At 60.3% G+C, this 20220-nt stretch carries 16 protein-coding genes and 2 pseudogenes; 10 read left to right on the forward strand and 8 right to left on the reverse strand.

What is annotated here, in order from left to right; translation table 11 throughout:
- Nucleotides 1-33 precede the first annotated feature (33 nt).
- The 4 genes and pseudogenes from AB8B31_RS25795 to AB8B31_RS25810 all read left to right on the forward strand — a co-directional run.
- Nucleotides 34-1488: an extracellular solute-binding protein gene (locus tag AB8B31_RS25795; protein WP_439007567.1), complete on the forward strand. Its 1455-nt coding sequence runs from the start codon at nt 34-36 to the stop codon at nt 1486-1488.
- A gap of 117 nt (nt 1489-1605) precedes the next feature.
- Nucleotides 1606-2697 carry an ABC transporter ATP-binding protein gene (locus tag AB8B31_RS25800; RefSeq protein ID WP_439007568.1) on the forward strand — a complete coding sequence of 364 codons (1092 nt, stop codon included), beginning with the start codon at nt 1606-1608 and terminating at the stop codon, nt 2695-2697.
- A 237-nt stretch (nt 2698-2934) separates the two neighbouring features.
- On the forward strand, nt 2935-4116 hold the full coding sequence (locus AB8B31_RS25805) for a Fic family protein (RefSeq protein WP_130767184.1): 1182 nt from the start codon (nt 2935-2937) through the stop codon (nt 4114-4116).
- A gap of 399 nt (nt 4117-4515) precedes the next feature.
- A pseudogene (locus AB8B31_RS25810) lies at nt 4516-4593 on the forward strand (NADP oxidoreductase); the annotation flags it as partial.
- 107 nt (nt 4594-4700) lie between these two features.
- Here the strand turns inward: AB8B31_RS25810 and AB8B31_RS25815 are convergent.
- Nucleotides 4701-5081 carry an SDR family oxidoreductase gene (locus AB8B31_RS25815; protein ID WP_376767665.1) on the reverse strand — a complete coding sequence of 127 codons (381 nt, stop codon included), beginning with the start codon at nt 5079-5081 and terminating at the stop codon, nt 4701-4703.
- Nucleotides 5082-5158: 77 nt separating this feature from the next.
- On the opposite strand from AB8B31_RS25815, the gene AB8B31_RS25820 reads away from it, so the two are divergent.
- Nucleotides 5159-5746, forward strand: a complete 588-nt coding sequence (locus AB8B31_RS25820; RefSeq protein ID WP_168326259.1) for a TetR/AcrR family transcriptional regulator — start codon at nt 5159-5161, stop codon at nt 5744-5746.
- A gap of 264 nt (nt 5747-6010) precedes the next feature.
- On the opposite strand, the gene AB8B31_RS25825 is transcribed toward AB8B31_RS25820, so the two are convergent.
- A complete protein-coding gene (locus tag AB8B31_RS25825; protein WP_131703743.1) occupies nt 6011-6652 on the reverse strand; it encodes a TetR/AcrR family transcriptional regulator in 642 nt (213 codons plus the stop codon).
- Between the two features lie 90 nt (nt 6653-6742).
- Between AB8B31_RS25825 and AB8B31_RS25830 the strand changes: the two genes are divergently transcribed.
- The 5 genes and pseudogenes from AB8B31_RS25830 (at nt 6743) to AB8B31_RS25850 (ending at nt 11677) form a co-directional block, all read left to right on the forward strand.
- Nucleotides 6743-7516, forward strand: coding sequence for an SDR family oxidoreductase (locus tag AB8B31_RS25830; protein ID WP_105008739.1), 774 nt, complete (start codon nt 6743-6745; stop codon nt 7514-7516).
- 559 nt (nt 7517-8075) lie between these two features.
- Nucleotides 8076-9265 (forward strand): annotated as a pseudogene (chrA, locus tag AB8B31_RS25835) (chromate efflux transporter).
- 12 nt (nt 9266-9277) lie between these two features.
- Nucleotides 9278-10075: a sulfurtransferase gene (locus tag AB8B31_RS25840; protein ID WP_168326257.1), complete on the forward strand. Its 798-nt coding sequence runs from the start codon at nt 9278-9280 to the stop codon at nt 10073-10075.
- Between the two features lie 17 nt (nt 10076-10092).
- Nucleotides 10093-10476, forward strand: coding sequence for a VOC family protein (locus AB8B31_RS25845; RefSeq protein ID WP_115156592.1), 384 nt, complete (start codon nt 10093-10095; stop codon nt 10474-10476).
- A gap of 397 nt (nt 10477-10873) precedes the next feature.
- Nucleotides 10874-11677, forward strand: a complete 804-nt coding sequence (locus AB8B31_RS25850; protein WP_131606495.1) for a sulfite exporter TauE/SafE family protein — start codon at nt 10874-10876, stop codon at nt 11675-11677.
- Nucleotides 11678-11908: 231 nt separating this feature from the next.
- Here the strand turns inward: AB8B31_RS25850 and AB8B31_RS25855 are convergent, their stop codons facing one another.
- The 6 genes from AB8B31_RS25855 to AB8B31_RS25880 all read right to left on the reverse strand — a co-directional run bounded on the left by AB8B31_RS25855 (nt 11909) and on the right by AB8B31_RS25880 (nt 20210).
- A complete protein-coding gene (locus tag AB8B31_RS25855; protein WP_439007569.1) occupies nt 11909-13231 on the reverse strand; it encodes an NtaA/DmoA family FMN-dependent monooxygenase in 1323 nt (440 codons plus the stop codon).
- 68 nt (nt 13232-13299) lie between these two features.
- Nucleotides 13300-14964: a dipeptide ABC transporter ATP-binding protein gene (locus tag AB8B31_RS25860; protein WP_205933490.1), complete on the reverse strand. Its 1665-nt coding sequence runs from the start codon at nt 14962-14964 to the stop codon at nt 13300-13302.
- Nucleotides 14961-15833: an ABC transporter permease gene (locus AB8B31_RS25865; RefSeq protein WP_168326255.1), complete on the reverse strand. Its 873-nt coding sequence runs from the start codon at nt 15831-15833 to the stop codon at nt 14961-14963. The genes AB8B31_RS25860 and AB8B31_RS25865 overlap by 4 nt, the downstream gene beginning before the upstream one ends.
- Nucleotides 15830-16846, reverse strand: coding sequence for an ABC transporter permease (locus AB8B31_RS25870; RefSeq protein ID WP_168326254.1), 1017 nt, complete (start codon nt 16844-16846; stop codon nt 15830-15832). Before AB8B31_RS25870 ends, AB8B31_RS25865 begins: the two co-directional genes overlap by 4 nt.
- Before the next feature lie 62 nt (nt 16847-16908).
- Nucleotides 16909-18531 carry an ABC transporter substrate-binding protein gene (locus AB8B31_RS25875; protein WP_439007570.1) on the reverse strand — a complete coding sequence of 541 codons (1623 nt, stop codon included), beginning with the start codon at nt 18529-18531 and terminating at the stop codon, nt 16909-16911.
- Between the two features lie 41 nt (nt 18532-18572).
- The gene (locus tag AB8B31_RS25880) at nt 18573-20210 is read right to left on the reverse strand and encodes an ABC transporter substrate-binding protein (protein WP_168326252.1); all 1638 of its coding nucleotides are present in this window, start codon (nt 20208-20210) and stop codon (nt 18573-18575) included.
- Between the last annotated feature and the right edge of the window lie 10 nt (nt 20211-20220).

Below are 20220 nucleotides of genomic sequence, written 5' to 3' on the forward strand. Positions count from 1 at the left end.
GCCTAGTCATTGTTCAATTCCGGGGAGGAAAACATGAGAAGATTGCTATTGAGTTCAACGGCCGCAGGACTACTTGCTGCGGCGGGCGTCACATCCGCGCTCGCGTGCGAACCGGACTACACCGGTGTCACGCTCACCGCTACGACGCAGACAGGCCCCTATATCGCCTCTGCGCTACAACTCGCGGCCAAGGGCTGGGAAGAAAAGACCTGCGGCAAGGTGAATGTCGTCGAATTTCCGTGGTCGGAACTCTATCCGAAAATCGTAACCTCGTTGACCTCGGGCGAAGACACGTTCGACGTGGTCGCCTTTGCGCCGGCCTGGGCACCGGACTTCACCGATTTTCTCTCGGAAATGCCCAAGGCGATGCAATCCGGTGCCGACTGGGAAGACATCGCGCCGGTTTACCGCGAGCAACTGATGGTCTGGAACGGCAAGGTCCTGTCGCAGACCATGGACGGTGACGCCCATACCTATACCTACCGCATTGATCTGTTTGAAAACGCGGAAAACCAGAGCGCCTTCAAGGCGAAGTATGGCTACGATCTGGCCCCGCCTAAGACATGGAAGCAGTATCTCGACATCGCTGAATTCTTCCAGCAGCCGGACAAGGGCCTCTGGGGCACGGCGGAAGCCTTTCGACGTGGTGGCCAGCAATTCTGGTTCCTGTTCAGTCACGTAGCGGGATACACCAGCCATCCCGACAATCCCGGCGGCATGTTCTTCGATCCTGACACGATGGATGCGCAGGTCAACAATCCGGGCTGGGTGCGCGGCCTGGAGGAATATATTCGCGCTTCGAAGCTGGCGCCGCCAAATGCGCTGAACTTCTCGTTCGGCGAAGTGAACGCGGCCTTTGCCGGTGGCCAGGTCGCCGAGTCGATCGGCTGGGGCGATACCGGCGTCATTGCCGCCGACCCGAAACAGTCGAAGGTTGCAGGTAGCGTGGGCTCGGCATCACTGCCGGGATCGGACGAAATCTGGAACTACAAGACCAAGAAGTGGGACAAGTTCGACAACGTCATCCAGACCTCTTTCATGGCCTTCGGCGGTTGGCAGGCAGCCGTACCGTCGTCTTCCAAGAACCAGGAGGCCGCCTGGAACTATATCCAATTCCTGACGAGCCCGGCAGTTTCTGGTCAGGCGGCGATCACCGGCGGCACAGGCGTCAATCCTTACCGTCTATCGCACACGACAAATACGGAGTTGTGGTCGAAGATATTCACCGAGCGTGAGGCAAAGGAATATCTTGGAAGCCAGAAGGACGCGGTGACCGCCAAGAACACGGCGCTCGACATGCGCCTGCCGGGCTATTTCTCCTATACGGAAATTCTTGAGATCGAGCTTTCCAAGGCATTGGCTGGAGAAGTGACGCCGCAGCAGGCGCTGGATACCGTGGCTGCCGGATGGAACAAGCTGACGGACGAGTTTGGCCGCGACAAGCAACTGGCAGCCTATCGCTCGTCGATGGGCCTGCCTGCGAAGTAATCCATCCTCGACACGTCCCGTCCCGGCGGTGCCGGGATGGGATCAGACACCGTTGAAAGAAGAAGGAACCATCGCCGCTTACGGCAGGCGATGGAATTCTGATGAAAAGGTTACAGCATGTCCCAGGTGCGTTTGGATCAGGTCACCAAGTCCTTCGGTAGCGTTGCGGTCATTCCTCCGCTCGATCTGGTGATTGCCGACAAGGAATTCGTGGTTCTCGTCGGGCCTTCCGGTTGTGGGAAGACAACCACGCTGCGAATGATCGCGGGGCTGGAACAGGCGACGTCCGGAGAAATCCGCATCGGCGAGCGAGAGGTTACTGCGTTGCGCCCGGGTCTGCGCAATTGCTCGATGGTGTTTCAGAATTATGCCCTCTATCCGCATATGACGGTCGCCGAAAACATTGGCTACGGCATGAAGGTGCGTGGAACGCCGAAAGAGGACATCGACACCGCCGTTGGGAATGCCGCGCGCATTCTCAATCTCGGTGCTTATCTAAACCGCAAACCGAGCGCGCTTTCTGGCGGTCAACGTCAGCGCGTCGCCATCGGCCGGGCGATCGTGCGTCAGCCGGATGTCTTTCTGTTCGACGAACCGCTATCCAACCTGGACGCCAAACTGCGTATCGAAATGCGCACCGAGATCAAGCTGCTGCATCGCCGTCTGCAAACAACGATCGTCTATGTGACCCATGATCAGGTCGAGGCGATGACCATGGCCGATCGCGTCGTGGTCATGAACCAGGGACGTATCGAACAGGCGGCAGACCCGATCACGCTGTATGAATCTCCCAAAAATCTGTTCGTTGCGGCCTTTATCGGCGCCCCCAGTATGAATTTCGTCGAAGGGCGGCTGGAGGCCAGCGACGGCGGCGTTGTCTTCCGGGCGGAAGACGATGTCGCCATTCCCGTTCCAGCAGACATCGTGGAGCACCTTTCGGAGGGCATTGGCAAGGCCATCGTTCTCGGTATTCGGCCTGAGCACACCATGACCGCGGACCCCACCTTTCCGACGATTCGTGTGCACGTCGCCGATATCGAACCTCTCGGCCCGCACACGCTTGCCATCGGGAAAGCTGGTGCGAGCGCGTTTACCGCTCAGATTCATGCCTCATCCAGGATCAGACCCGAAGACACGTTCGATGTTCCGATCGATCCGGAAAAGATGCATTTCTTCTTGAAAAGTACTGGTGAGGCTCTAAGGCGCTGAACCTGCGGGGTGTCACCGTTCAGCCAGGTCTGGTGACATCGCCATCTTTTTCTCTCAAAGCTGCAGTTCCATAAATATGGGTTATCCAACTCCAACCGATGATGAGGTCTTCGGGTCGCATCCTTTCAAGGCGCTCGACTGGGGCGTACGCTTATTTAAGAGCGCTTACCTTAGCTGCTTAGTTATTTAAGCCAAGGCCCACTTGCTTAAATAGTAGCTGAAAATCATAATCAGCGCATGTCTGATTCCGAGCTAAATCAGCGGTCCGGCCGCTTTGTCGAAACAGCAGTTGCTGGCGAAACCGTGCGGGCATTCGTACCTCCGCCATTGCCGCCTATGCCTGCCATTGATGTGCTTTCACTTCTGGAGCGTCTTAGCTTGGCGGAGCGAGCTCTCGGACGGCTAGATGGTATCACGATGCTGCTCCCTCGTCAGGAGCTCTTTCTTTACATGTATGTCAGGAAGGAAGCTGTTCTTTCCTCGCAGATCGAAGGAACACAGTCAACGCTCTCCGATCTTCTGCGTTTTGAGACGGAAGCGCAGGCGGGACAACCTATCGATGATATCCGCGAAGTTTCGAACTACGTCGATGCCATGATGTATGGTTTGGAACGACTGGAATCTCTGCCAATGTCCCTACGCCTGATCCGTGAAATGCACGCGCGATTGCTGCAAAGTGGGCGCGGGGGTACCAAGAATCCCGGCGAATTCCGGCGCTCGCAGAATTGGATCGGGGGGACACGACCTGGCAATGCGCTCTTCGTGCCGCCGCCTGTCACGGAGATGGACACCTGCTTGGATGCGCTCGAAGGTTTCATGCATGAAGATCGGTCGCGGCTGCCCGCACTCATCAAGGCCGGCCTTCTGCACGTCCAGTTCGAAACGATCCATCCATTCCTGGATGGCAACGGTCGTATCGGCCGCTTGCTAGTCACGCTCTACCTTTGCATGAACGGGGTTCTGCGTAAGCCACTACTGTATCTAAGTCTTTACCTGAAGACCCATCGAACGGAATACTATCGACTGCTCCAGGAGGTCCGCGAACACGGCAGTTGGGAAGGTTGGCTCGACTTCTTCCTTACCGGCGTCGCCGACACCGCAAACCAGGCATTTGACGCCGCCACTCGGATCGTCGAGGTGTTCAAGGAAGACCGCGAGCGCATCACAACTGAAAGCGACCGAGCCGGTTCAGCGCTTCGCATCCATGATCTTTTTCAGCAAAATCCGTTCCTGACGGCAAATCAGCTTGTTCAAAAGACGGGCCTATCGGCCCCTACCGTCAATGCGGCACTCACCGATCTGGAGCGGTTCGGCATAGTTGAGGAGGTGACCGGCCGCAAGCGTGGTCGCGTTTTCAGCTATAGACGGTATCTCGCGATCCTTAGTGAAGGCACCGATCCTCTTCCCGCAGCAGTTTGAAAACCAACCAATTCACCGGTCTGCGGTTCGAGTCCCATCAAGGCGAAGGCAAGCGAGCCGCGCCTTACCCGAGACTTGCAGCGAACCGCTTGGCGGCATCTCTCTCCCGCTGAAACAGCTTGGCGATAAAGTCGACGAGCACACGGGCCTTCAGGGGAAGCAGGTTCGGTTCGCGTAATAGATCGAGATGAACCCTAAAGACGGGCAGTTCGCAGAAATGCTGAAAACCTTGCCGCGCTCGGTCGCTATGGGCAGCCGGAGGATTTCGCGGCGGCGGTCGCATTCCTTGTCGGCCGGGGACGACCGGCTACATCACCGGCGCCACTCTGAACGTCGATGGCGGTCAGTCCGCATAAATCTCGCTTCCGCACATGAAAACCCAAAAGGAAGAAGACAAGTATTGGTATCACTGCGGCGGAAAACATCGGCGCTGCCTTCGCACGGGCACTGGCCCGCAACGGCATTGCAGCGACGATTGTGACCTTGGAGATGGCTGCATCACCGATCGGGAAGAACGGGGCGCCAGCCACCCTGCCTACTCAATTTAGATTAGGTCTCGTTCCCGGCGCCGTCGAAGGCAGTCGTCAAACCTGAGCCATACCCCCGTCAACGACAAGTTCCGCACCTGTCGTGAAACTGCTCTCGTCGCTTGCAAGGAACAGAACCGCAGCCGCGACCTCAAGATGACCACCAGATGTTGCTCCCCCGGTGACGTCGTCTGCCCACTGTCTCCAGACTTCGATCGGACTCCTACCGTCGGATTGTCTATTTCCTTGAGGCCAGGATACGAGAACAGGGCAGCGAAGTTTGCGACCTTCCCTGCGAGCAGCCCGATCATGTTCCAGATCCTCCTGCAATGCCGATCGATAGTCTTCGACGATGGCGTGTCGTACGCTCCGTCGGCCGAACGCCTCGTGATAGGCATCAGTGGCCTCCTGCTCCAGGAAATCACGCCCCTCTGTCATCCTGGCCAGGACGCGCTCGAGATAGCCGCGTGGATCCAAATCAAGCAGATGCTCAGCAAGGCCATCCGGTTGCGCGAATGGATAAGCAGATCAAAAGGCGGCGCGGCGGGCCTCGTACATTCAACCGTGAAGAGGCGATCGACATCGCCATGCGGCTGTTCTGGCGGCACGGCTATGAAGGCGTATCGCTCAATGACCTGACGGCCGCGATCGGGATTGCGCCGCCGAGTCTTTATGCTGCGTTCGGGAGCAAGGCTGAGCTATATCGTGAGGCTCTGGACCGATATGCCGGAATTCCGGGCGCGCTTCTCAACCTAGATGCAGCATCGACACAGGATGAAGTTGTGGCGGCGATCTTGCGTCAAGGCGCTGATGCCGTGACCGATCCTGAGGGAGAAAGAGGATGTATGGTATCAAGCGGCACGCTCCAATGCGCCGAAGAACACGCTTCCCTTGCGCTGGCCGTGTCGAAGCGCCGAGACGCGATGCGGGAAGCGATTTCTGAAGCATTAGGCCGATGGCTCGATCCGGACCGTTCGAAATCCCTCGCCCGCTTTCTGGTCGTCGTGCTTCAGGGCATGTCTGTCCAAGCCCGAGATGGTGCCACGCGCGGGGAACTGGAAGAGGTCATTGAAGAGGTATTACGGATCCATCGAGTCGGCTAATTCGCACTGCCCAAGGCTGCAATCTCATTGCTCAATTAGGCTGCTCTTGATGGCCTCGGTTGCTGGGTGGGCAAAGTTCCCCGTACAATGCTTTTCCGCGACTTCGATCTCTTATGACGTGGGATATAAAAGCCCGAACCAGTTCAGCGGGAATATGCGCGACTGTTCGGATTGCCGCCGTCGAGGGACCTAGAAAGGGTGCTTACACCGAATCCACCTCAACGTGGAAGACGCAAGGTGCGCGTAAGCACGATCCGACGCGGTTCACGTGTCTCCACGCCGAACCGCTCTAGGGGCTGCGCTCCCAGGCCAGGCCGTGAGTGCGAGATCGATCAGCCGCTTCAGCCGCGCATTGCAGGCGCCATCGCAGGCCTGTGCAGACATGCCCTGGATAATAGCCCCGTAGAAGCGAGCGAGCGTATCGGTATCGGTCTGGGGCGGCAACTCGCCTTCCTCGACGGCACGGTCGAAGCGAGCTTTAAGGGTCTGCACCGACGCCTCGCGCAGGGCCGCTGTCATTTGCGCGACGGATGCGTTTTCTTCGGCATGCTGCAGGACGGCGGTCGAGACCATGCAACCTCGCGGCTTGTCCGGTTGCGTATCACCGTCTGCGATGTCGTAAAGGAAGAGGGTCAGGGCTTCGTATACAGGGAGGTCTGATGCTAAGATTTCCAACCGGCGGCTGGTTTCACGGGCGATGCTGAAGTCGAGCGCCTGACGGTATAACTCTTCCTTTGAGCCGAACATCGAATAGAGGGTCGGCGGATTGATACCCATGGCCTTCGTGAGATCAGCGGTCGAGGTCCCTTCGTAGCCACGTTCCCAGAACAAGCGCACCGCGATGTCGAGCCCGACGTCGCGATCGAGCACGCGCGGCCTTCCTCGTTTACGGACTGGACTCTCCATTAAAATAGCGATCCCTATTAATGTCGTTGACAGGTGGCTTAAGCCTCTTATTATAGGGATCCCTATTTAATTTATCAACGGAGTGTTCCCATGTCCCAGAGACTAGCAAACAAGATAGCTCTCATCACCGGAAGTTCGCGCGGTATCGGCCGGGCGGTTGCTCTTGCGTTTGCGAAGGAGGGTGCGGAGCTAATTGGCGTGCACTACACGGCCAACGTGGATGCGGCCAATGCCACCGTACGCGATATCGAGGCACTTGGTGTCAAGGCCGTCGCCGTGAAGGCCGATCTCAGACAGGGCAAGGAGGCGGCCGACAGCCTCTGGGCGCAGTTCAGCGAAGCCGCGCGTACCGAGACGGGCTCGTCAGCTCTCGATACTCTAGTGAACAATGCGGGCATCGCGCCGGCACTGCCGCTGAAGCAGACGAGCGAAGCTGCTTTCGACGAGGTCATGACGATCAACTATAAAGCGCCGTTCTTTCTGATCCAGGCAGTGGCCGACCACATTCGCGATAATGGTCGCATCATCAATGTCTCGACTGGATTTACGCGGATCGCGGCGCCGACGCATCCCGCCTATGCGGCCTCCAAGGGGGCGCTGGAGACATTGACACTGGCGCTGGCACCTGAATTTGCAGCTCGCGGGATTACGGTCAATGCCGTGCTGCCGGGTGTGACGGAGACGGACATGAATGCCGAATGGCTGGCATCGCCGGACGCGCGCGCCGGCGCCGAAGCCCTCTCGGTCTTCTCACGTGTAGGACAGGCGGAGGACGTCGCCGACGTCATCGCTTTTCTTGCATCGAACGATGCGCGTTGGACGACGGGCCAGATGATTGATGCGACGGGTGGCGCCCGGATCTGATCAACCCCGAGCCTCCGCTATGTGTGCAGCCATTCAAATCGCTGCAGAGGATGAATGCTTGACGAAGTGCCGGTTGAGGTCCGGTTCCCCGTCACCAATGAGACAAGATCGCGCTCGCGAGCGCGATCTTGCATTCATCCACTCGGCGGGCGCCTACCTGCGAGGTTAGCGGGCCAGAGAGCCACGCGGACCAGTTGCCATCGGCCACGAGCGCGGCAGAACGGCGACCGCAACGACGCCCGGCGCATTATTTCGATAAGCAGTCGATGATCGCTCGGTCGGAGCCTTCGACTCCTGGGCCTCCTCGACGAGTTTGATCACGCGGGCAACCGTATTGTCAGAAGCTTGGGCAGTTGGTGCCTAAGTGACATTGTCATGCATCCTAAGACCTTTAATCTGCCCACACGCTCGATCAGGGTTGACTCAAAATCCCCCATCATATTTTCCGTCATTGCCCGGCATGGTGAGAACCTATTCTCAGGCCTCGGGCATTACGCTCTATGCAAACCGAGTTGCCGCGACGTCTTGCGGGACTGAGTACGAGGGATTTTTTGGGCCAGTGGATGATCATGCAGACCAGGGTTCTCCCTTCGAAGTCTTCCGAGTGTTCCTGAAACTCGGCCTCATCTCGTTCGGGGCCTAATCGCGCATCTCGGTTACTTCCGTGACGAACTGGTCGTTCGAAGACAATGGATCGACGAAAAGGGGTATGCGGACCTAGTGGCGCTCTGCCAATTCCTTCCCGGACCGGCGTCGAGCCAGGTTGGCTTTGCCCTAGGAGTTTTGCGGGGCGGCGGCGGAGGCTTTGCCGCCTGGCTCGCCTTCACCATGCCGTCGGCCATTATCCTAGTTGCTTTCGCGCTTGGTGCAGCCGCGTTCAAAGGTCCTCTTGCCGAAAGTTTTCTCCATGGCCTGAAACTGGTCGCTGTCGCGGTCGTCGCCCAAGCCATTTGGGGAATGGCCCGAACGCTCACACCAGATCGAGTGCGTGCAGGCATCGCGCTTGCCGCGATTGCTATCGTTGTGGTCTTCACCGGTTCTTTTGGGCAGGTCACGGCCATCGGCATTGGAGCGTGCGCGGGCCTGTGGCTGTGCAGTGCTGACGCGACACCGATTTCCGGACAACTAAACTTCCCTGTCTCCCGGCGGGGCGGCGGCGTGGCACTCATTCTTTTCGCATTACTTCTCCTGCTGCCCCCGCTTGTCGTCAGTGCAACCCATTCTCAAGGTCTCGCTCTGTTCGACGCTTTTTACCGGTCGGGCGCATTTGTCTTCGGCGGCGGGCATGTGGTGCTTCCTTTGCTTCAAGCAGAAGTCGTTACGCACTGATGGGGCAGTAACGAGGAATTCCTGGCGGGTTACGGCGTCGCGCAAGCAGTGTCGGGTCCGCTTTTCACGTTCGCCGCCTATCTCGGCGCGGTGATGGGACCTTCGCCAAATGGCGTTGTCGGTGCGGAGGTGGCGCTGGTGGGGTTGCTACTGCCGGGCATGTTGCTGGTCTATGGCGTGTTGCCGTTCTGGGACGGACTCCGCTCCAAAGCTGCCCAGGCTGCAGTGCGGGGGGCGAACGCGGCTGTTGTCTGCATTCTCGGCGCGGCCCTCTACAACCCCGTCTGGACAAGCGCTGTCCTGACGTCGTACGATTTTGCGCTTGCGCTTGCGGGCTTCCTCCTTCTGGCCGTCTGGAAGTCGCCTCCATGGATCGTAGTCGTTTTGTTAGCTTTATCCGGCACAATTTTGAGCATCTGAGAAGGAATCCCGATGTCGCACGACCCTGTCATCGAGCCAATCGCACTTCCGTCCTTAGGGGGCTTCCGTCTGCTCGACGTGCGCGAGCTGGCCGCGTTTGAGGGCGATCATCCGGCCAGCGCCGTCCGCGTGCCTATCGAGGTGTGGGAGGCGGCGGCGAAGACTGGCGAGACGTCCTTCGAAAACGTTGACTATTGGGAACGTGCAATCGCCACGCTCGGCGTGGATGGTCAAATGCCCAACGTCGTTTATGATGATGGCCGGATGACCGAAGCGGCACGGGTATGGTTTATCCTCCAATATTTTGGCGCAAGAACTTTGATTTTGAACGGTGGATGGCCCGCGATCCGTGGGCATGAGGACCTGCTGGCGACCGCCGAGAGGCCTGCCGGCACGGCAACGTTCAGGGCGCAACCAGGGTCGGGACCGGTCGGGTTGGTAGACCGGAAGTCACTGGCGGCCGAGCTTGACAGGGATGTTCGGATTTTCGACGCGAGGACCAAGGACGAGTTCGCTGGCGAGGACCTTCGGCGCAACGCTCGCGGCGGTCATCTCCCAGGCGCACGCTTGCTTCCGCATTCCGATTTGCTCGACAGTGGCCTCGTGAAGCCTGCCGAAGACTTGCGCGAGCTTCTGACCGCTGCCGGGTTCCAGCAAGGCGACCATGTCGTCACGCATTGCGATGGCGGTGGCCGAGCGGCGCTCGCGGCCGCTGCCGTCGCCCGGGCCGGATATGAGGATGTCCGCGCCTACTATCTCAGTTTTGCCGACTGGGCGAAAGACGAAAGCTGCCTGATTGTTCGAGACTGAATGACTTGGAAGCCAACATGGCGACTGTCAGCGTACGTTATATCGTGGACGACGTGGATGCAGCAATGGCGTTCTATGCAACGCATCTCGGCTTTTCCATCGCCGCCCATCCTGCTCCGAGCTTCGCGATCCTGGTACGGGGAGATTTGCGCCTGCTTGTGAACGGGACGACGGGGCCGGGCGGAGCGTCTCAACCGATGCCGGATGGCCGCAAGCCCGCGCCTGGCGGCTGGAATCGGATTCAGCTTGAGGTCACGAACCTTGACGTCGAAGTCGCCCGCCTACGGTCGGCGGGAATTCGTTTTCGCAACGAGATCGTGACCGGCATGGGTGGAAAGCAGATTCTGGTCGATGATCCGGCTGGTAATCCAATCGAGTTGTTCGAGCCGCCACAGAAGTAGTCCCGACCAAATGTCACCTCTCAGTGGCGCTTCCGCGCGTAGGGCCGCTTATCGATTGACGTTAAGGCAAATAACCGAAGCCACCCAGCTGGATCACGGAAGGCCCTGGTGGTGCCGGGTTTGTGGAAATCGCCGATGCTGTAATCACTGCACGGACTGGAAGTTAGGAACTGGTTGCACTCGATGTTCCTCCCTTGTCGCACGCTCGGACGATTTTTGCGGCGTCATCGATCGCGATTTTGCGTTCAGCCTGCCAAGGGGCGAGGTGGCGAGTTCGCCTGTGGGGTTCGCCGGTAAGCCGGCATTCACGAGAGCGTGCCACCATCGACAATTTTCTGCGTTTCCATCTGCCATACCGACTGTCCTGCTGCGTGATATTTATGCATACATATCGCCCATGACTGACACCGCCAACACACCACTTCCCCGTCATCCTGCTGCTGCTTTCGGTGGAGGAGCCATTATTGGTGCCCTCGGAGGTCTCATCGGCCTGGGAGGCGCCGAGTTCCGCCTTCCGATCTTGATCGGGTTCTTCAATTTTGCAGCCCTAGAGGCAGTCATCCTCAACAAGGCCATGAGCCTCGTCGTCGTCGCGACCGCGCTCCCCTTCCGGGCTGGTAGCGTGCCCTTCGGCGCTATAGCCGATAACTGGCCGATCGTTCTCAACCTCCTCGCGGGGAGCCTGATCGGCGCTTGGTTCGGCGCAGGCCGGGCGACCAAACTTCAGTCAGAGACGCTCTACAAGGTCATCGCCATCATGCTCGCGGCGATCGCGATCGTTCTGATGCTTGGGCACGACGCCTCAGCCGGCCGACCTCTATTGACGGGCGTCTCCCAGCTCGTTGCCGGCGTTATTGCGGGCTTCATCATTGGCATCGTCGCCGCGCTGCTTGGCGTCGCGGGGGGCGAACTTCTGATCCCGACGCTGGTGCTTCTGTTCGGCGCGGATATCAAGCTCGCCGGTAGTCTCTCGCTCGCGGTGAGCCTGCCAACCATGCTGGTCGGCTTCACCCGCTACAGTCGCGACCAGAGCTTCTCCGTCGTCGGCCGCAACAAGGCTTTCCTGCTCATAATGGCTGCTGGATCGATCGTCGGTACGTTTATTGGCGGGCTGCTGCTTGGCATCGTTCCCAATGCGGTGTTGCTGCCGGCATTGGCAATCATTCTCCTGGTTTCGGCGTTGAAGGTGTGGCGACATTAGGCGATGGGCGGAACGGACGGTTCATAATTTCATCACGCTGTTTCGGCATCCAAACCATAGGTCGAGCCCCGGATCATCCTAGCGGCCGCTCGCTATGCTTGCCCAAGCATGAGCCTATTCCGTCCCCCTAGCTGCCCGCGTGGTTGCCTATGTATTCGAGCGCGGCGCGTCGTCAAAGCCTTTGGCGACTTGTGAAAGCTCTCTACGTCTCAAGCCGGGAACGACTTGCCGTCAGCCTGTTTGCGATGCCTGAATGGCGGTCGGTGACGCAAGCGGCGGCAGCTCCAGATTGGAGCGGAAATCCTCTCCGACATAATCGGTGTCGATCAGTTGACGGCGCCGGAGTTCAGGAAGCAGACCGTTTACCAGCAGATCCTCCTGGTCGGGATTGCCGAAGCCATGCAGCGACAAGACATCGAGAACGCCGGCAATGACGCGCTCTTCGATCGCATCCACCAGCTGTTCCGGCGTGCCGGCAACCGACCAATGGCCGGTCTCTTGCGCCTGAATGATCAGTTCGCGCAGCGTCAGTCCCTGGCGCGCGTAGCGACGAAAGATCTCCACTCTCCCGCGCCTGCGGTTGATGCTGGTCACCTCCGGCAGCAATGTCTCCGGTAGTGGCCTGTCCAGCGGCAGACCGGAGAGATCGAGATCGCCGCCCAGCATGTCGGCAAGCTTCAAGCGACCCTGCTCGTAGTCAATGCGCTCGTGTTTTTCCTTCAGGCGCCGCGCCACGTCGGCGTCGGACTCGCCGATCACCGCGTGGAAGGAATTCATGATGAAGGGCAGATCGCTTCCACGACCGAAACTCACTGCGCGACGGCGTAAATCGGTCGCGAAGGCAATGGCGTCCTCGAGCTTGGGCTGTGAGGTGTAGACGACCTCTGCGTAGCGCGCGCCCACCGTCACCCCGGCTTCGGACTGTCCGGCCTGAAACTGGACCGGGCGGCGCTGCGGCAAGGGCGGCACGTTCAAGGGGCCTGCGACACTGAAGTGCTTGCCGCGATAGTCGATGCGGTGGAACTTGGCCGGGTCGATGCCGACGGCTCCGGAACCCTTGCGCTGGGCTGCGTCCCGTTCATTGGCATCATAAAGCGCGTTGACGACCTCGATGAATTCGGCGGCGCGCTCGTAGCGTTCTTCCGGGCTCGGTAGCGTCTCTCCGAAATTCTCTTCGCCGACGGAGGAGGTCACCGCGTTCCAACCGGTGCGGCCGCCGCTGGCGTGATCCAGCGTGCCGATCTGGCGCGCCAGATTGTAGGGGTGATGGAAGGTGGTCGAGACGGTGGCGATCAGGCCGATCTGCGATGTCGCCTGGCTGAGCGCCGCAAGAGCAATGATCGGCTCCTGTATGCCGGCCGTGCCGGCAAGGCCGGCCGGGTCGATATGCAGAAGATCGGCGGTGAAGAGGCCGGTGATCTTCTCGGCCTCGGCTTTGCGGGCAAGTTCGACGGCGCGCCTGGCACCCGCCGATGGCTCGGTGTCATTCGATGCGGAGATGACGCTGCTTGCGCCGGTCAGGGTCTTCAGGCGACGTTTGCGGGTAGGGGTCATGACAGATGTCTCGCAGATTGAATTCGTGTCTCCGGCAAACTCTTGCCGGATGTTCTTGCAAGCGCCGGTTAGGCCAGAGCCGGGACCGCCTCCAGGAGGGCACGTGTATAGCTGTGCTGCGGTGCGGAAAAGACGTGCTCGACGCCCCCCGCCTCGACGATCCGGCCGTCCTTCATCACCAGCACGCGATCGGTGAGATGATTGACGACACCGAGATCATGGGAGATGAAGAGAAGTGCCGTACCGGACGCGGCCTGTAGTTCGGCGAGCAGATCGAGAACCTGTGCCTGCACCGAAACGTCGAGCGCGCTGACCGGTTCGTCCGCCACCAGAAGCCGCGGTCGCGGCGCGAAGGCGCGGGCAATTGCCACCCGCTGGCGCTGGCCGCCGGAAAGTTCCCGCGGATGACGGTTGAGATAGGCCGAACCCAGGCGGACGGCATCCAGCACTTCGAGCACGCGTTCGCGGCGGGACGCACCGAAGGTGCCGACGGAGTCGAGGCTCTCGCCGACGATTTTTTCGACCGTGTAGCGCGGGTCGAAGGAACTGAGGGCGTCCTGGGCGATCAATTGCATGCTGGCGCGCCGCGAGCGACGTCGAGCCTCCGGGATATTGCTCCACTGCTCGCCGTCGATGAACACCGCGCCGTCGTCCGGCTCGACCAGACCGAGGACTATTTTCGCAACGGTGGTCTTACCGGAACCGGATTCGCCGACGATCCCCAGCGCTTCACCGGCGGCGAGGTCGAACGACACGTCGTTGACGGCAAATGCGCCGCCGGCTCCCCCATAACGCTTGAAGAGATTGTGGGACGACAGGACGCGGTTCTCCTGGTCGATATGTTTGGCCGGCAGCGGGATGCGTAACCGCTCGGCTGGTGCGGCAGGCACACGCGCAATCTGTTGTTGGGAATCTGGCTGGCCGGAAGGAGACAGACGAAAACCCCGCGATCCCGCTGACGGCACCGCATCGAGCAATTGTCTCGTGTAAGGATGTTCCGGATTACTCAGGATCCTGCCCGGCGGTCCGTCCTCGACGATCCTGCCATTGTGCATCACCAGCACGCGGTCGGCCAGGCGCGAAACCACAGCCAGATCGTGGCTGATCAGCAGAAGCGTGTGACCGGCCCTCCGGCGCTCGGCCAAGAGATCAAGGATTTGCTTTTGTACGGTGGTGTCGAGCGCCGTTGTCGGCTCATCGGCAATCAGCAGCGATGGCTGCCTGGCAATCGCCGTGGCGATGAGGGCGCGTTGGCGCAACCCACCGGACAGCTGATGCGGATATTGCGGCAAGCGCCTTTCCGGGTCGGGGATGCCGACCGAGCGCAGCAGCGCATGGCTGTCCCGGCCGACATCCGGGCGGGCGAAGAAGCCGCGTCTGCCGAAGGCATCCGACAATTGCTGGGAAATCCGCCGCAGCGGATCGAGCGACACGAGCGCATCCTGAAGAACAAAGCCGATCTTTTCGCCACGCAGGCGTCGCCAGTCCCTTTCGCCGAAATTGAGGACGCTTTCACCATCGATGTCGAACCGGTCGGCACGCACATTGGCGCCGACGCCGGAAAGGCCGATGAGCGAACGGGCCGTCACGGATTTGCCGGAACCGGACTCTCCGACCAGAGCAACGGTCTCGCCCTTGTTGATCGTCAGGTCGATGCCATGGACGACGGCATTGGGACGTTGGTTCTGCGGAAAGCCGATCGTGAGATTGTTGATGTGAACGACGGGGGTCATAATTGCCTCCTGCCTTCGAAGGCGAGTTGCCAACGTTTTCCGAGAACGCTGATGGCAATGACTGTCAGCGTGATGGCGAGACCGGGCCACACCCCGATCCACCAGGCGACGCGAAGGTAATTGCGGGCTTCGGCCAGCATCGCGCCCCACTCGGGCGCCGGAGGCTGCGGCCCCATGCCGAGAAAACTCAGGCCGGCGGCCTGGATGATCGTCGTGCCGAGACCGATCGTCGCCAGGATGGGAACCTGGGCTATCGCATGCGGCAGGATATGGCGGATAACCAGCACGCGCGGCGTCAGTCCGAATGTTCTCGCCTGCTCGACATAGCCGCTTTTGGAGATCACGAATGTCTGGGCACGCACCACCCGTGCGAAACGGGGCACCGATGCGACACCGAGCGCGAAGATAAGATTGACCGTGCCTGGACCGGTGAACGAGATCAGCACCAGCGCAAGGAGCAGATCCGGGAAGGACGAAACGACGTCCAGGAAACGTGAAATCGCTTCATCGATGAGACCGCGGGCGAGGCCTGAGAGAAGGCCGAGCAGCGAGCCGATGACAGCGGCGATGGCGACGGCGCTTACACCGATCAAAATGGAATAGCGGGTTCCATGCACGACGCGGGAAAGGACATCCCTGCCGAGATGATCCGTGCCGAACCAGTGGTCGACGGAGGGTGGCAGCTGCGCCTGCAAGGGATCGGCCGCTATCGGATCGGCGGCGGTCAGCACATGCGGCCAGACGGTTGCAATCGCCACCAGCAACAGGAAAAGCGACGACACGACAACGCCGGGTCTCGACAGGGCCCCACGGAGGAGCCGGACAGTTCTACCCCTCTCTTGCTCCGGCACTGTGGAGGAAATACTCATCGGCCGGCCTCCCTGGCGTCGTTGCGCAGGCGAGGGTCGAGCAGCAGATAGAGCACATCGACCAGCGTGCTCAGCACGACGTAGATGAATGCGGAGAGTACGGCGACCGCCAGCACGACCGGCAGGTCGTGCGCCAGAACGGCGTTGACCGTGATGCGCCCAAGGCCCGGCCGGCCGAACACTGCCTCGGTGATCACAGCACCGGACAGCAGGTTACCGATCAGCCAGCCCGTCAGCGTGACAGCGGGCAAAGCGGCGTGACGCAGGCCATGCCGCAGCCGCAGAACGAGGTCGCCGACACCCCAGCTTCGAACGGTCAGGGCGAACGGTTCTTCCAGAGCCCGCTCCAACCCCTCACGCAGGACCTGACCGATGACGGCGCCGAGAGACAGGCCGAGCGACAGGGCGGGCAGCACCAGTGCCGAAAAGTCTCTGTCGCCGGAGACAGGAAAAAGCTTCAGCGTGAAAGAGAAGACGAACAGCAGCAGGATGCCGAGCCAGAAGGACGGCGTGGAGATCAGAATGAGCTCGAGCCCGCCGGCGATACTGCGAGGCAGGCGCTTGCCGGCGGTGATGACGGCGCTGGCCACCGCAAATACCACCGCAACCACGAGTGCCGCCGCCGTCAGTTTCAATGTCGGCAGCATTTGCGACAGGACCAGGCCGGAAACATCGGTCTGCAGGATGTAGGAGCGCCCGAAATCGCCATGCAGGATACGCGTGAGATAGGAGAGATATTGCGCCAGCAGCGGCTCATCCAAACCCCACTCGGCACGGATGGCGGCCTCCACCTCCGGTGTTCGCAACTGTTCACCGATCAGGAGGCTGACAATATCACCGGGGGCGAGCTGAAGACTGATGAAGCTCAGGCTCACCGCCGCCCACAGAACCAGAATGGCGGAGCCGAACCGGGCCAGGATCTGCGACCCCAGGCTGTTGCGATTCAGCCGGCGCCGCCGTGAGAGAAAGGCGGCAGGCGCTTCGCCCAAGGCCGTCGTGTTTTCGGCAGTCATTGTCTGTCACTCCTGCATTCACCCTGCGGCCACGGCCGCAGGGTTGCGTTGACGGGACGGAGTTATTCACTGCGCCAGATGTCGTAGGCGCTTTCGGGCAGTTGCTTGAAGGGACGGAAGGTGATGCCCTTCACATAATCCGCTGCCGCCACCTGATCCTCAGGCTCGTAAAGCGGCAGGGCGTAAGCCTGGTCGACAATGGCAAAGCGCTGGAGGCCCGCATAGAGTTCGAAGCGCTTCTTGTTATCGAGGGTCGAGGCGGCCTCGTTCAGCCATTGCAACAGCTCAGGCGCGGCCGCGCGGCTGTAGTTGATGGTGCCGCCCTTATCCAGGGGCAGGTAGTGATATTCGATGTCGATGGCGTCAGTCGGCGTGTTGGAATTGGCGATCGAGCCAAATTGGCCGGTTTTGCGCCGGTCCGTATAGGTCCCCGCATCCACGAAGACGATGGCGAGATCGATGCCCGCGTTCTGGCGTGCCTGCGCCTGCAGTGCCTGCAGCAACACGTCGCGCTGGTCGCGCACCGTGGCCTGAGCCTGAACGACCTCGATGGTCAGTCGCTTGCCGTCCTTCGAGCGGAAACCTTCCGCATCGCGCGTCGTCCAGCCTGCTTCGTCCAGGAGGCGGTTGGCAAGCTTCGCATCGGCGCCGTAGGTCTTTTCGATGCTCTTGTCGTAGAACTGCGGATCGATAGGGGAGGTAATGCCCCAGGCCCTGGTGCGCTCGCCGCGATAGACCGCTGTCAGCACGGCATCCACATCGATGGACGCGACGAGCGCCTTTCGCACGGCGATATCCTGGGTGGGACCCCAGGTGACGTTCAGGAAGAGCGAATAGGGCGTGCCGGTGTTCAATGCGGTTTGATAGCTGAAATCGGCATTTTCCTTAAACAGCGCCGCATCGTTGCCGGATATGCCTTCGATCACGTCCACCTGGCCGGAGGTGAGCGCCCCTGCCCGCACCGAGGATTCCGGCAGAAAACGATAGGTCACGTCGTCGAGATAGGCCGGCCCCTGATGGGCAGCATTTTTCGGCGCCCAGTGATATGAGGGGTTTTTGACAAACTGGATTTCCTGGCCCTTGGCGTAACGCTTCAGGATGAAAGGTCCAGTGCCGGCGATTTCAGGTCCGCCGGACTTCAGCTGCGAAGATGCAAAAGCGGCCGGAGACAGGATTTCCAAGCTGGCGACATAGTCGAGGAAGGGGGCATAGACCCGCTTGAGCGTGAAAGAGACCGTGTCATCGTCCACGGCCTTTACTTCCTCGATACGCGAGACCGGGCCGGCGCTGACGCTGCCGGAATAGGCCGCGTCCTTGAGCTTGGTGAAATTCGTCACGACGGCTTGAGCGTTCAGTTTCTGGCCGTCGGTGAAGGTGACGTCGTTGCGCAGCTTGAACGTATAGGTCTTGCCGTCCTCGGAAATCTTGTACTCGGTTGCCAGCCACGGAACATATCCACCGTCGGCCGTTCGGGCGAGCAGCGATTCATAGGCGTTGCGCAGAAGGAGCTTGGTCTTGTCCTGGCCGTTCAGTTGCGGATTGAGCGTGGCGGGCTCCGTTTCGACGCCCCATGTCAGCTTGCCGCCGCTGACAGGCTTGGCATCCTGCGCAACGGAAAGACCCGGGAGCATGGAGGCCGCAAGAACGGCTGCGGTCACGGTCAGGAATTGTCTGCGGATAGGCATTTCGAATTTCGTCTCCCTTTTGAAAGCCGACGGAGGTCGGCTCATGCCGGCTGCTGCAGCCAGATGTCGTATGCGTTTTCGGGAAGCCGCTTGAACGGCCGGAAGCCGACGCCCTTCACCGCGATGGAGGCGGCAATCTGGTCGTCCGGCACATAGAGCGGCAGGCCCAGCGCTTGATCGAGCAGCGCAAAGCGCTGCAGTTGCGCGTAGATCTCGAAGCGTTTCCTGGCATCGAGCGTCGAGGCCGCTTCATCAAGCCAGGCGGAAATTTCAGCCGCTTCCGTTCGGCTGTAGTTGATCGATCCGCCCTTATTGCGCGGCAGATAATGGAAATAGATGGTGACCCCGTTTTCCTGGGTCGTGGTCGAATTGGGTATGATGCCGTACTGCCCGTCCTTCTGACGGTTCGCATAGGTCCCGGCATCGACATATTGCAAGGCAAGATCGATACCCGCGTTCTGGCGGGCTTGTGCCTGGACGGCCTGGAGCAGAATGTCGCGCTGGTCACGCAGTGTCGCCTGGGACTGCACGATTTCGATGGTCAGCCGTTTGCCGTCCTTCGTGCGAAAACCGTCGGCGTCCTTTGCAGTCCAGCCCGCCTCGTCGAGAAGGCTGTTGGCGAGCCCAGCATCGAAGCCGTAGCGGCCCTCGATGCTCTTGTCGTAGAAGTCCGTGTCGGCAGGCGTGAGAATGCCCCAGGCGCGCTTGCGTTCGCCGCGATAGACCGAGGCGATCACCCGCTCCACGTCGATGGCCGCCAACACCGCCTTGCGCACCCTGACGTCGGTGGTCGGGCCGATCGTCACATTCAGGAAGAGCGTGTAGGGCGTGCCGGTATTGATCGCGCTTTGATAGGTGAAGTCCGGATTATCCTTGAACAAGCCGGCGTCATTGCCCCCTATGCCTTCGATGACATGCACCTGTCCGGAGGTTAGAGCGCCCGTTCGCACAGCCGACTCCGGCAGGAAACGGTAGATGACTTCGTCGAGATAGGCAGGCCCCTGATGGGCAGCGTTATCAGGAGCCCAATTATAGGTCGGGTTTTTCTTGAAGCGGATTTCCTGACCCTTGATGTAGCTGTCGAGAATGAAGGGACCGGTGCCTGCGATTTCCGGGCCGCCCGACTTCAGCTGCGACGACGAAAATGATTTCGGCGACAGGATTTCTATGCCGGAGGCACCGTCGAGGAAGGGCGAATAGACGGCGGCCAGCTTCAGCACGACCGTGTGGGAATCCACCGCAACCGCTTCGGAAACATGCGAAACGTGACCGGCACTGATGCTGCCGGAATAGGTCGGCTCTTTCAGCTTGGTGAAGTTGAGCGCCACCGCGGCCGCGTCGAGCTTTTCGCCGTCACTGAAGGTCACATCGTCGCGAAGGGCGAAAGTGTAGGTCTTGCCATCGTCGGAGACCGAATAGCTTTTCGCCAGCCACGGCACGTATCCGCCATCCGGCGTGCGGGCCAGCAGTGTTTCATAGGCATTTCGCAGGATCAGCTTCGCCTTTGCCTGGCCGTTCAGGTGCGGATTGAGCGTGCTCGGTTCCGTTTCCACGCCCCAGCTCAGCGAGCCGCCGCTGGCCGGTAGGTCCTTGGCCTGCGCCTGGGAAAGCCGCAATCCAGCCGTCAGGGAGAGTGCCGCAATGCCGGTGCCTGTTAGAAAATCTCGTCTTGTTACCACGGTGATGGCC

The organism is Rhizobium sp. 62_C5_N11_2 (assembly GCF_051811185.1).
GTDB classification, from domain to species: domain Bacteria; phylum Pseudomonadota; class Alphaproteobacteria; order Rhizobiales; family Rhizobiaceae; genus Rhizobium; species Rhizobium leguminosarum.

Bases quoted from the DNA above. Each gene is read 5' to 3' on its own strand.
- AB8B31_RS25795 (WP_439007567.1), top strand. From the start codon at position 34: ATGAGAAGATTGCTATTGAGTTCAACGGCCGCAGGACTACTTGCTGCG.
- AB8B31_RS25800 (WP_439007568.1), top strand. From the start codon at position 1,606: ATGTCCCAGGTGCGTTTGGATCAGGTCACCAAGTCCTTCGGTAGCGTT.
- AB8B31_RS25805 (WP_130767184.1), top strand. From the start codon at position 2,935: ATGTCTGATTCCGAGCTAAATCAGCGGTCCGGCCGCTTTGTCGAAACA.
- AB8B31_RS25815 (WP_376767665.1), bottom strand. From the start codon at position 5,081: ATGACAGAGGGGCGTGATTTCCTGGAGCAGGAGGCCACTGATGCCTAT.
- AB8B31_RS25820 (WP_168326259.1), top strand. From the start codon at position 5,159: ATGGATAAGCAGATCAAAAGGCGGCGCGGCGGGCCTCGTACATTCAAC.
- AB8B31_RS25825 (WP_131703743.1), bottom strand. From the start codon at position 6,652: ATGGAGAGTCCAGTCCGTAAACGAGGAAGGCCGCGCGTGCTCGATCGC.
- AB8B31_RS25830 (WP_105008739.1), top strand. From the start codon at position 6,743: ATGTCCCAGAGACTAGCAAACAAGATAGCTCTCATCACCGGAAGTTCG.
- AB8B31_RS25840 (WP_168326257.1), top strand. From the start codon at position 9,278: ATGTCGCACGACCCTGTCATCGAGCCAATCGCACTTCCGTCCTTAGGG.
- AB8B31_RS25845 (WP_115156592.1), top strand. From the start codon at position 10,093: ATGGCGACTGTCAGCGTACGTTATATCGTGGACGACGTGGATGCAGCA.
- AB8B31_RS25850 (WP_131606495.1), top strand. From the start codon at position 10,874: ATGACTGACACCGCCAACACACCACTTCCCCGTCATCCTGCTGCTGCT.
- AB8B31_RS25855 (WP_439007569.1), bottom strand. From the start codon at position 13,231: ATGACCCCTACCCGCAAACGTCGCCTGAAGACCCTGACCGGCGCAAGC.
- AB8B31_RS25860 (WP_205933490.1), bottom strand. From the start codon at position 14,964: ATGACCCCCGTCGTTCACATCAACAATCTCACGATCGGCTTTCCGCAG.
- AB8B31_RS25865 (WP_168326255.1), bottom strand. From the start codon at position 15,833: ATGAGTATTTCCTCCACAGTGCCGGAGCAAGAGAGGGGTAGAACTGTC.
- AB8B31_RS25870 (WP_168326254.1), bottom strand. From the start codon at position 16,846: ATGACTGCCGAAAACACGACGGCCTTGGGCGAAGCGCCTGCCGCCTTT.
- AB8B31_RS25875 (WP_439007570.1), bottom strand. From the start codon at position 18,531: ATGCCTATCCGCAGACAATTCCTGACCGTGACCGCAGCCGTTCTTGCG.